The 12,417-nt window shown below is 51.5% G+C and carries 11 protein-coding genes; all 11 read right to left on the bottom strand.

Features of this window, described 5'->3' with window-relative positions:
- Nucleotide 1: 1 nt before the first annotated feature.
- The gene (locus RRB22_02290; GenBank protein ID MDT8383219.1) at nt 2–1,519 is read right to left on the bottom strand and encodes an NADH-quinone oxidoreductase subunit M; all 1,518 of its coding nucleotides are present in this window, start codon (nt 1,517–1,519) and stop codon (nt 2–4) included.
- Nucleotides 1,520–1,619: 100 nt separating this feature from the next.
- Nucleotides 1,620–3,572, bottom strand: coding sequence for an NADH-quinone oxidoreductase subunit L (gene nuoL / locus RRB22_02285; protein MDT8383218.1), 1,953 nt, complete (start codon nt 3,570–3,572; stop codon nt 1,620–1,622).
- Between the two features lie 17 nt (nt 3,573–3,589).
- On the bottom strand, nt 3,590–3,895 hold the full coding sequence (gene nuoK, locus RRB22_02280; GenBank protein ID MDT8383217.1) for an NADH-quinone oxidoreductase subunit NuoK: 306 nt from the start codon (nt 3,893–3,895) through the stop codon (nt 3,590–3,592).
- A 20-nt stretch (nt 3,896–3,915) separates the two neighbouring features.
- Entirely contained in the window at nt 3,916–4,542 is a 627-nt protein-coding gene (locus RRB22_02275) for an NADH-quinone oxidoreductase subunit J (GenBank protein ID MDT8383216.1), read from the bottom strand.
- A gap of 54 nt (nt 4,543–4,596) precedes the next feature.
- Complete coding sequence (nuoI, locus tag RRB22_02270) at nt 4,597–5,085, bottom strand: NADH-quinone oxidoreductase subunit NuoI (GenBank protein MDT8383215.1); 489 nt, start codon at nt 5,083–5,085, stop codon at nt 4,597–4,599.
- 52 nt (nt 5,086–5,137) lie between these two features.
- Nucleotides 5,138–6,223, bottom strand: a complete 1,086-nt coding sequence (gene nuoH, locus RRB22_02265; protein ID MDT8383214.1) for an NADH-quinone oxidoreductase subunit NuoH — start codon at nt 6,221–6,223, stop codon at nt 5,138–5,140.
- A 40-nt stretch (nt 6,224–6,263) separates the two neighbouring features.
- Entirely contained in the window at nt 6,264–8,633 is a 2,370-nt protein-coding gene (nuoG, locus tag RRB22_02260) for an NADH-quinone oxidoreductase subunit NuoG (protein MDT8383213.1), read from the bottom strand.
- Nucleotides 8,634–8,703: 70 nt separating this feature from the next.
- A complete protein-coding gene (nuoF, locus tag RRB22_02255; protein MDT8383212.1) occupies nt 8,704–9,975 on the bottom strand; it encodes an NADH-quinone oxidoreductase subunit NuoF in 1,272 nt (423 codons plus the stop codon).
- A gap of 5 nt (nt 9,976–9,980) precedes the next feature.
- Nucleotides 9,981–10,487 (bottom strand): NAD(P)H-dependent oxidoreductase subunit E, encoded by a 507-nt coding sequence (locus RRB22_02250; GenBank protein MDT8383211.1) that lies wholly within the window; start codon nt 10,485–10,487, stop codon nt 9,981–9,983.
- Nucleotides 10,487–11,740, bottom strand: coding sequence for an NADH-quinone oxidoreductase subunit D (locus RRB22_02245; GenBank protein MDT8383210.1), 1,254 nt, complete (start codon nt 11,738–11,740; stop codon nt 10,487–10,489). The genes RRB22_02250 and RRB22_02245 overlap by 1 nt, the downstream gene beginning before the upstream one ends.
- Nucleotides 11,733–12,407 (bottom strand): NADH-quinone oxidoreductase subunit C, encoded by a 675-nt coding sequence (locus RRB22_02240; GenBank protein MDT8383209.1) that lies wholly within the window; start codon nt 12,405–12,407, stop codon nt 11,733–11,735. The genes RRB22_02245 and RRB22_02240 overlap by 8 nt, the downstream gene beginning before the upstream one ends.
- Nucleotides 12,408–12,417 lie beyond the last annotated feature (10 nt).

The raw sequence follows: 12,417 nt of genomic DNA, 5'->3' as shown, positions 1-12,417 counted from the left end.
ATTATAATTTCGATTGTGTGATTTGTTGCACAAGATGGTCTACGGTGACATGCATGACATCAAGCAAAGGAGCCGGCCATAAACCTAACGCCAACACGGCAACGGCAAGTGTTCCCAGGATAAAGAATTCGCGGTTATTGATGTCCTTGAGAGCAGCCACATTGTCATTGGCAACCTCACCAAAGATCACCCGCTTCACCATCCACAGTGTGTAGGCGGCGCCAAACACAAGGGTGGTGGCGGCCAAAAAGGCCAGCCAGAAGTTGGCCTTGTAAGAGGCCAGGATCACGAAAAACTCACCGACAAAGGCAGACGTGCCCGGCAGGCCCGCATTGGCCATGGCAAAGAACACCATGAAGGCGGCAAACACCGGCATAGTGTTAGCCACACCGCCGTAGTCACCGATCAAACGGCTGTGCATTCTGTCATACATGACGCCGATACACAGGAACAGGGCGCCCGAAATAAAGCCGTGTGAAATCATCTGCACCAGGGCGCCCTCGATGCCCATGGCGGCGCCCTGCGGGCTGCCGGTGTTGTCGATGATCGAATAGACTATAAAGAAGCCCAGGGTCACAAAACCCATGTGAGAGATGGATGAATAGGCGATCAGCTTCTTCATGTCCCTTTGCACCAGTGCGACGAAGGCGATATACACCACTGCGATCAATGACAGCGTGATCATCAACCAGTCGAGGGCATGCGAGGCATCGGGGGTAATTGGCATGCTGAAGCGCACAAAACCATAGGCACCCATTTTCAGCATGATTGCCGCCAGAATCACTGAGCCGCCGGTCGGTGCCTCAACGTGGGCATCGGGCAACCAGGTGTGTACCGGCCACATCGGCACCTTTACCGCAAAGGCCAACAGGAAGGCGATGAAGATCAGCGTCTGCTCGGTCATGCCAAGCTTGATATCGTGGAAGTCCAGAATGCCGAATGAGCCGGATTGGGTATACATGTAGATCAGTGCGACCAACATGAAGACGGAACCCAGGAAGGTGTATATAAAGAACTTGATGGTGGCATACACTCGCCGCTCTCCACCCCAGATACCGATAATCAGAAACATCGGTATCAGCATCGCTTCCCAGAAGACGTAAAACAGCACCGAGTCCAGCGCCGAGAACACGCCGATCATCAGGCCGTCCATGATCAGGAAGGCGGCCATGTACTGCGCCGTTTTTACCTTGATGACCTCCCAGCCGGCAATCACCACCAGCACCGTGGTGAACGAGGTCAAGAGGATTAACGGCATGGAGATACCATCAACACCAAGGTGATAATTGATATTAAACAGAGGTATCCAGTTCAGCTTTTCAGCAAACTGCATCTGGTAGGTGGAAACGTCAAACCCCGTGTACAAGGGGATGGTGAGCAGGAAGGTGAGGACAGCGACGGCAAGCGCGAGTATCTTCGCCGTGGTCACCTGCTCTTCTTTACTCGCAAACAGCACCAACACGCCACCAATAATGGGCGCCCATATTACCAAGCTTAAGAGAGGCAAATCAGCCAGCATGCAAAATAACCTTTTATTCTTTTTCGTCTGTTTTTAAGTTTGTTTTTTTACGGTTTTTATGGAGCGTTCTGAGAAATACAGGCGCATCACAACGACACCATCAGGCGATCGATATCCAGCTAACCATTGCCACCAGGCCGATAATCATCACAAACGCGTAATGATACAAATACCCGGTCTGTGCTGCACGGATCTTACCGGAGACCCAGCCTATGCCCCTGGCGGTGCCGTTCACCATCAGGCCATCGATCAATTTCATGTCGCCGAAGTTCCACAGCAGCTGACCCAGTCGACGTGCGCCACCGGCGAAAAAGGTGTCGTAGAAATCGTCAAAGCCATATTTACGACCCAGCACGGTGTACACGAGCGAGAATTTGTCCTTGATCATGGCCGGGATATCCGGGCGTTTGAGATAGAAGAAGGCCGCCAGTCCCAGTCCCGCCAACGACAGCCAGAACGGAAACGCCATCACACCGTGTGACAAAAAGCCGCCGATGCCGGTGTAGTGCTCCCCTATTGTCGCCAGCACATCGTGTTCCGGCTTGACGAAAATGGCATCCGCAAACAGATCGCCGAACAACATCGGTTCGATATAAAACGCACCGGCCAGCACCGATGGGATTGCCAATAGCATCAAGGGGACGGTGACCACCTTGGGTGATTCGTGCAGATGTTCCCGGGTGTGGTGGTCCATGCGTTCTTTGCCATGGAAAACCAGGAAGAACATGCGGAAGCTATAGAAGGCAGTGATGAATACCCCGGCCACGACTGCGAAGTAGGCAAAGCTTGAACCGGGAATTGTCGAGGCATGCACCGCTTCGATAATGGCATCCTTGGAAAAGAAGCCGGCGAAGCCAGGGAAACCGATCAGTGCCAAGGAACCAATCAACATACATATGTAAGTGACGGGCATATATTTGCGGAGTCCGCCCATTTCGCGGATGTCCTGCTTGTGGTGCATGGCGATAATCACAGAACCGGCGCCGAGGAATAACAGTGCCTTGAAGGCAGCATGCGTCATCAGGTGGAAGATACCGGCCGCATAGGCCGACACGCCGAGGGCCACCGTCATGTAACCCAGCTGTGACAACGTGGAGTAGGCAATAACGCGTTTGATGTCGTTCTGGATGATGCCCAGCAGGCCCATAAACAAGGCCGTAATCGCACCGATCACCAGTACAAAACTCAATGCCGTTTCGGACAACTCGAACAAGGGCGACATCCGGGCAACCATAAAGATACCTGCGGTCACCATGGTGGCGGCATGAATCAGCGCGGAAATGGGCGTGGGGCCTTCCATCGAATCCGGCAACCATACGTGCAAGGGTACCTGCGCGGACTTACCCATGGCGCCGATAAACAGCAAGATGCAAATCACCGTCATCAAAGACCATTCCGTGCCGGGAATCAGTTCAATCGTCAGGTTAGCCATCGCCGGCGCTGCCTTGAATACATCGGCGTAATCCAGACTATTGAAATACATCAGCACAGCGGCGATGCCCAATATAAAACCAAAGTCACCGACCCGGTTGACCAGGAAGGCCTTCATGTTTGCATAGATTGCCGTTTCGCGCTTAAACCAGAAGCCGATAAGAAGGTATGACACCAGGCCCACCGCTTCCCAGCCGAAGAATAACTGCATGAAGTTGTTGGACATCACCAGCATCAGCATCGAGAACGTGAACAGCGAGATATAGCTGAAAAAACGCTGGTAGCCATCGTCGTCTTGCATATAGCCAATGGTGTAGATATGCACCATCAGTGACACAAAGGTGACCACGACAAGCATAACCGCGGTTAATGAATCCACCAGAAAGCCGACTTCAAACTGAATGCCGTCACTCACCGCCCAGGTGTACACGGTGGCATTAAACACTGCGGCGCCATCAACAATCACATCCTTAAAGACAAAGACGGATAGCACAAAGGAAATGGCAACGCCGATGCTAGTGACCCAGTGAGAGCCGGAGCGACCAATCTTCTGGCCAAAAAAGCCGGCCAGGATCGCGCCTGCAAGCGGGGCCAGAGCAATGGTCAGGTAAATTTTTTCCATTATCAAAAAGCTCCGCGCTACCCTTTAAGGGAATCCAGTTCTTCAACATTTATGGTGCGACGATTGCGAAACAACACGACCAGAATCGCGAGACCGATGGCTGCCTCCGCCGCTGCAACAGTCAGAATGAAAAACACAAATACCTGTCCGGCAATATCGCCAAGATAGTGCGAAAAGGCGACAAAATTCATATTAACCGCCAGCAGCATAATCTCGATTGCCATTAGCAGGATAATGATATTTTTCCGGTTCAGAAATATGCCGGCCACGCTGATACAAAACAGGATCGCGCCCAGCACTAGAAAATGAGAAATTGAAATCATGCTCCCCCCGGAGACAGGAATTATTCGGCTGTTTTATTCGTTATTTCTGTGGGTTCTGACGACATTTTCACCAGTCGTACCCTATCTTTGCGCCGTACTGCCACCTGCGCCTCAGGTTTCATAAACTCGCGTGTAGTGCGACGACGCAGTGTCAACGATATCGCCGCCACAATCGCCACCACCAGAATCACGGCAGCAATCTCGAACGGGTACAGATAGACGGTATAGAGAACAGAACCAATTTCTTTGGTATTGCTATAACCCTCGGGATGAGCCGCCGGTGCAGGCATCGCTTCCAGACCGAACTGTTCCGGTCCGACAATCAAGGCCAGCTCTGCCACCAGAATAATGGCAACCACCAGACCCAGCGGCAGATATCGGGCAAAGCCTTCGCGCAGTACCGTCAGGTTGATATCAAGCATCATCACCACAAACAGGAACAACACCATAACCGCACCGACATAGACCAGTATCAAGGTCAGGGCGAGAAATTCCGCCTCCAGCATTATCCAGAGTCCGGCACTGGTAAAGAATGCGAGCACCAATGCCAGCGCGCAAAAAACGGGATTGCGCAATGTCACCACCAGGGTTGCGGACCCGATGAGTATCGCTGCAAACACATAAAAAATGATTTGTTCTAATCCCATATTGATAGATTCTTGCTTTATGTTTTTATAGGTTATTAATCGATTCGGTGACGACTAGCGGTAACGCGCATCACTGGCACGGTCTGCGGCAATCTGTTTTTCCATTTTGTCACCGACAGCGAGAAGTTTGTCTTTCGTCATATAAAGATCACCCTTCTCTTCTCCGTGATACTCAAAATGACGCGTTTCAACAATCGCGTCGACCGGGCAGGCCTCTTCGCAGAATCCACAAAAAATACATTTGGTCAGATCAATGTCATAGCGGGTTGTGCGGCGTGTGCCATCGTCTCGCTCTTCTGAATCAATGGTGATGGCCAGGGCCGGACACACTGCCTCACACAGTTTGCAGGCAATGCAGCGCTCCTCGCCATTGGGGTAACGGCGCTGTGCATGCAGTCCCCGGAAGCGTGGTGACATAGGCGTTTTTTCTTCCGGATACTGCACCGTGATTTTTTTGCGGAAGAAATACTTGCCCGTGAGCAGCAGCCCCCGGAATAGTTCGGCCAGGATAAGGCTCTTAAAATAGTTCGAAATTGATGTCATAAACAATTCATCCCGAAATCATTACGCCTACAGTCATTCATTAAAAACACCATCAATCAAACCATGGGCCGATATGTGCAACGACCAGGGCGGCAACCACCAACAACCAGACAATGGTGATCGGGATAAACACCTTCCAGCCCAGGCGCATAATCTGGTCATAGCGATAACGAGGAAACGTCGCCCGGAACCATAAAAACAGAAACAGGAAGAAGGATGTCTTGGCAAGCAGCCAATGGATACCGTCACCCAGCAGGGTGCTGACTATCCCCTCACCTGCCAATAGGCTCGCCGGAAGAATCCCGTTCAGCGGGGATAACCATCCGCCCAGGAACATGAGCGAGGTCAACAACGCAATCAAGATCATGTTGGCGTATTCCGCCAGGAAGAAAACCGAGAATGTCATGCTGGAATATTCAACATGGAAACCGGCAACGATCTCAGACTCACCTTCCGCAACATCAAACGGAGCACGGTTGGTTTCCGCTACGCCGGAGATAAAATACACCATAAACAATGGCAGCAAAGGAATCAGATACCAGTTGAGCACACCGAGGTCGCCCCGCTGTCCATCAACAATCTGCCCCAGATTCAAACTGCCGGCAGCGATCAGGACACCAACCAGCGCAAAACCCATCGCGATTTCATACGACACAATCTGCGCCGCGGAACGCAGCGCGCCCAGAAAAGCGTATTTCGAATTTGATGCCCAACCTGCGATGATTACGCCATAAACACCCAAGGATGTCATTGCCAGGATGTAGAGTATTGAGGCGTCAATGTTGGAAATAACCAGCGTGTCATTAAATGGCACAACGGCCCATGCGGCTAATGATGGCGCCAGGGTTAAAACAGGCGCGGCGATAAACAAAAACCGGTTGGAGTTGGCAGGAAAGATGGTTTCCTTGAACATCAATTTCACGGCATCAGCAATCGGCTGCAACAGTCCTCGTGGACCTACTCGATTCGGCCCGATACGCACCTGCATATAACCGATAACTTTCCGCTCAGCCAAGGTCAGATAAGCTACCGCACCCATCAGGGGCAATACCAGCAACAGAATCTTGCCGACGATAACAATCATCGCCACAAGACCTGGCGGTAAAAAACTCAGTGCTGATTCAATCGATTCAAGCATTCACGTATCTCAAATTTTGTCACATATCATGCGTTAGCATTCAAACGCGCGATAAAGTCACTTCCCCTATCGACGCGCCGTGCATAAGCGAGGCTGTTGTGACTCCCGGCATCAACGCACTATTGTCAGGCACGCGATCATCGATGACGACCGGGAGAATTATTTCAATATTATTTTTCCTAGCTTTCGCCTGCTGCCCATCGGTTAATCCCGCAGTCGTCGCTACGGACTGATTGACTCTGATTGCCTGCATATCGACATGAGCAACCTGTTGCAGACTGTTTGCCCGGCGCACAAGACCGTCGATGGCATACATATTTTGATCCGAAATACCTTCAATACCCTGACTATCGGTAGCGAGTGTCGAAGGACAGCGCCATTCCATGTCATTCGTCAGCACCACATTTTGCGTCAGTGACTTCAGTTCTTCGCGTACATCCCGGCTTGAGACATAGTCAAAACCGTCGCAGTCAAACAAGTTACCCAGTACGCGCAACACTTTCCAGGCGGGTCTGGCATCGCCCAGGGGTTCAACAACCGCTTCGAAACTTTGCCAGCGACCTTCCACATTGACAAAGGTGCCCGAGGTCTCCGAAAAAGGTGATATCGGCAAGATCACATCAGCATACTCTTTCATCTTGTCGCTGCTGAAGGCATTCAGTACCACAACAAAATCTGCGGCATTCACCGCCGCGAGCGCACGCGATGGATTGGCACAATCCACTTCCGGCTCGATGCCCATCAGAATATACGCGGCCAGCTGGGCATCCAGCATCTCGCCGGTATTTTTGCCCTTCAACGCAGCATTAGCGCCGCCAGCAGCACGATGTGGTACAGCGCCCGCGAGACTCGCCCCTGCGCTGTTGCAGCCGTCAGACAGATAACCCAGCTTGCTGGATGTCAGTTTCGCAATCTGGCCGGCCATTGCCCGTATCGCCGAAAAATGTGCATGCGCATAGGCATCGTGCCCCACGAGTACTGAAGCGTTATTGGCGGTCTGCAATTGACGTGCAATCGTCTCATGCGTGTCATCAACGGAAACATTCGCCAGCAGATCCGCCAGTCCAGCAGGTAGGTCAACCGACGTAAACGTGCACACAGCCTTCAGGATTGCGCCTAATTCACTCAAAAGCTTCACCGGACTGCCGATTTTCTTTGCCAGCAGGGGGAAATTGAAATCGTAATCAATCTGATTGACAACCATCACCGCGGCGCCCTGCAATGCCGCATTTCGCAGTCTATGGCCTGCAATGGGCTGATCCTTGCGGATATTCGATCCGATCAATAATATCGCATCATTATGTTCGAGGTCTTGAACGGATTGACCTAGCCAGGGAAACACCGGCTCATCGTTCTGATCAGAGAAATCCAGCTGGTGAATGCGATGATCGACATTACCCGAGCCAATTTCACGCAGAAGTTTTTGTAATAAATACTGTTCTTCAGTGGTTGAACTCGGTGAGCTTATTGCGCCCAGCTGGTCCACGCCTTTTTCGCTGAGAATTTTACTGACGCCGCCAATTACCCGGTGCAGCGCGGTATCCCAATCAACGTCTTTCCACTCGCCATTCTGTTTGATCATCGGCGAGGTCAGTCTTTCATCGCTATTCAGCCCTTCATAGCTGAAGCGATCGCGATCAGACAGCCAGGTTTCGTTAATTTCCTCGTTCTCATTCGGCACCACGCGCACCACTCGATTGCGGAAGGTGTGAACCCGAATGTTTGAGCCGATACAATCGTGCGGCGCTATGCTTTCGTGCTGCATTATTTCCCAGGCACGGGCGCTAAAGCGGCTCGGTTTTGAGGTCAACGCACCAACGGGGCAAAGGTCGATGACGTTGCCTGACAGCTCTGAGCTGATACTGAGCTGCACATAGGTGCCGATCTCCATATGTTCGCCGCGACCGGTGGCACCTAGCTCCTTAATGCCGGCAATTTCCTCACCAAAACGCACGCAACGGGTGCAGTGAATGCAGCGCGTCATCTCGCCGGATATCAGCGGACCAAAATTCTTGTTTTCGACAACACGTTTTTGCTCGGTATATACCGACACATCGCCACCATAACCCATGGCGATGTCTTGCAGCTCACATTCACCGCCCTGATCGCAAATCGGGCAATCCAGCGGATGGTTAATCAGCAAAAACTCCATCACGCTTTTTTGTGCCTCGATGGCCTTCGCGGAACGGGTGCTGATTTTCATGCCATCGGTAATCGGCGTCGCACAGGCTGGCAATGCCTTGCCGACCTTTTCAACTTCAATCAGGCACATACGGCAGTTGGCCGCGATGGATAATTTCTTGTGGTAGCAAAAACGCGGAATATAGATCCCGGCGTCATCTGCCGCCTCAATAATCATCGCACCTTCGCGCGCTTCTAATTGCTTACCGTCTATTTCGATGTTTACCATCGTATTACTCGCACCAGTTTTTATTACGGCTAATAGCCGGGACTTCATAATTCAGCTTAAGGACAAAATGCTAAGCACCCACCATGCAGGTCTTATGATCTATATGGTATTGAAACTCATCACGGAATTTCTTGACAAAACTGGTTACCGGCATGGCCGCCGCATCACCTAACGCACAAATGGTGCGACCCTGGATTTTATTCGCCACGTCCAGCAACAAATCCAGGTCTTCCTGCCTGCCCTGGCCGTGCTCGATGCGGTGTATGACGCGCGATAACCAACCCGTTCCTTCACGGCACGGCGTACATTGGCCACATGACTCTTCGAAATAGAAATGAGAAATGCGTGCCAGGGCCTTAACCATACAGGTTGTGTCATCCATAACAATAACCGAGCCAGCGCCCAGCATTGAGCCGGCCTTGGCGATGGAATCATAATCCATCGTAACGGCCATCATTTCCTCGCCCGTCAGAATGGGCGTTGATGAACCGCCGGGAATGACGGCTTTTAAGGTATGTCCATCTCGCACACCGCCAGCCATTTCCAGCAATTCAGAAAATGGCATGCCCATAGGCACTTCATAATTACCCGGCTTGTTAACATGGCCGCTGACACTGTAAATCTTGGGGCCACCATTGTTTGGTTTGCCGATATCGAGGAACCACTGTCCACCATTTTTCAAGATGCTCGGAACTGAGGCGAGCGTCTCGGTATTGTTTATTGTGGTGGGTCGACCGTACAGGCCAAAACTGGCGGGAAACGGTGGCTTGAAACGCGGCTGTCCCTTTTTGCCTTCGATGGACTCCAGCAGTGCGGTTTCTTCACCGCAGATATAGGCCCCGCCACCGAGGTGAACATTAAGGTCAAAATCGACCCCGGAGCCCATAATGTTTTTACCGAGCAGGCCAGCAGCATAGGCATCATCGATGGCCTGCTGAAACCGTTCATAAGGCTCCCAGAACTCGCCACGGATATAGTTGTAGCCAACAGTGGCGCCAATGGTGTAGCCGGCAATCGCCATCCCTTCAACCAGGGCATGGGGATTAAAACGGAGAATATCCCGGTCTTTGCAGGTGCCGGGCTCGCCTTCGTCCGAATTGCAAACAATGTATTTTTGTCCAGGCGTATTGCGCGGCATAAAGCTCCACTTCAGGCCGGTGGGAAAACCCGCACCGCCACGCCCGCGTAAAGCGGATGCCTTTAATTCACTGATAATATCTTCCGGCGAGGTTTTCTCCGCCAGAATTTTTTTCCAAACCTCATAACCACCTTCGCCCTGGTATGTTTCCAGCGTCCACGGCTTATCGAGGTGGAGAGTTTTAAAACAGACTTCATTGACCATAATTTTTAATCCAGGCCATCCAGAATCTGGTCGATCGTTTCAGGCGTCAGGTGTTCATGGTATTGCGTGCCAATTTGCAACATCGGCGCGCCTACGCAGGCCCCCAGACACTCTACTTCCTTTAACGAGAACCGACCATCCGGTGTAATCTCACCGAAACCAATCCCGAGGCGCTTTTTAAGGTGGGCAACAATCTCATCCGAGCCACACAGCATGCAAGAGATGTTTGTACACACGCATATCTTGTGCTGGCCAACCGGTGATAATTCATACATGGAATAGAAGGTTGCGACCTCGTAGGCTGATACGCGCGGCATTTCAAGATAGTCTGCGACAGCATCCATCAGTTCAGTCGTCAAGTGGCCGCCATTCGCGTCTTGCACAATGCGCAAAGCAGCCATGACCGCAGACTGTTTTTTGTCGGCGGGATATTTCGAAACCCATTTATCGATTTCAACCAAGGACTCAGCGGAAATCAGCTTGTCCAAACCCTGTTTCATGACGGCAGCCATTATCGATCCACCTCACCAAATACGATATCTTGTGTACCAATGATCGCCACCACATCCGCCAACATGTGGCCACGCGTCATTTCATCCAGCGACGAAATATGCGCAAAACCCGGCGCACGAATCTTTAAGCGGTAGGGCTTGTTCGAGCCATCCGATACAAGATAAATACCAAATTCACCTTTAGGATGTTCGATCGCGGTATACACCTCACCGCGGGGCAATGCATAACCTTCCGTGAACAGTTTAAAATGATGGATCAACGACTCCATGTCGTCTTTCATATGTTCGCGGCTGGGTGGGGTCAGTTTGTGATCATCCAGCATCACCGGGCCGGGATTGACGCGAAGCCATTCAACACACTGCTTGATGATGTTGTTTGACTGACGCATTTCTTCGATGCGCACCAGATAACGGTCATAACTATCACCCGTAGCGCCAATGGGTATTTCAAAATCTAGCTTGTCATAAACTTCATACGGCTGTTTTTTGCGGATGTCCCACTCAACACCTGAACCACGAAGCATTGGCCCCGTAAAACCCAGCTGCAATGCGCGTTCCGGACTAACAACACCGATGCCAACGGTGCGCTGTTTCCAGATACGGTTATCAGTTAGTAACGTTTCATATTCGTCAACACAGGCCGGGAAACGACTCACGAAGTCGGCAATAAAATCCAGCAGACTGCCATGGCGGTTTTGATTTTTAACATCCACTTCCTTCTGGTTGTGCCATTTGGAAGCTTCATACAATGGCATGCTGTCCGGCAGGTCACGGTACACACCACCCGGACGGTAATACGCCGCATGCATACGCGCGCCGGACACGGCCTCGTACATGTCCATCATGTCTTCACGTTCGCGAAAGGCATACAGGAACACGGTCATTGCACCGATATCCAGCGCATGTGCGCCCAACCACATCAGGTGATTAAGAATACGGGTAATTTCGTCGAACATAACACGGATGTACTGAGCACGCTCTGGCGCCTGTACACCGAGCATTTTTTCGAGCGCCAACACATAACCGTGTTCGTTACACATCATGGAGACGTAATCGAGTCGATCCATGTAGGGAATGGATTGATTATAGGGCTTGGATTCAGCCAGTTTTTCCGTACCGCGGTGCAACAGACCAATATGCGGATCAGCGCGCTCGATGGTTTCACCGTCCATCTCCAACACCAAACGTAACACACCGTGTGCAGATGGATGCTGGGGCCCGAAGTTGAGCGTGTAATTTTTAATCTCAGGCACGTTGCTTACCATCCTGCTGATCATCACGGATAACTTTAGGTACCAGTGTACGTGGCTCAATGCTCACCGGCTCGTAAATCACGCGGCGTTTTTCCGCGTCGTAACGCATTTCCACATTACCGATCAGGGGGAAGTCTTTACGGAAAGGATGGCCGATAAAACCGTAATCCGTCAGTAAGCGACGTAGATCCGGGTGACCACTAAACATAATGCCAAACAGATCGAAGGCCTCGCGCTCAAACCAGTTGGCACCCGTCCACACGCCAACCACTGAATCCACAATAGGTTCATCTTCGTGCAGATAGACCTTCACGCGCAGGCGACGATTATTAACTACGGATAACAGGTGATATACCACGGCGAATCGGCGCGCATCACCACCGCTACTGGGGGTGATATCGCGTGATTCTACACCACGACTAAAGCCGCTACCCGTTGCTGTACGGGTCTCCCACTCCGCCTTGCCATAGGTCAGATAATCAACCGCGCAAAGATCACATAGCAGGGTGAAGGCAAAATCGGGCTCATCACGCAGAGCGGTGCATGTTTGCACGATGTCTTTGGCGGCAACTTCAATAGTGACTTCGTCAAAAGCCACATCAATAGCCATAAGATCGCTGAAGCGATCCTGGATACGTGCGGCAAGTTTGTCAGCTGCATTACTCATCAGCAAAAAA

Source organism: Gammaproteobacteria bacterium (assembly GCA_032250735.1).
In the GTDB taxonomy this organism is placed as follows: Bacteria; Pseudomonadota; Gammaproteobacteria; order SZUA-152; family SZUA-152; genus SZUA-152.
Note: the sequence above shows the minus strand (reverse complement) of the source record. Positions and strands in the feature narration are given on the sequence as shown.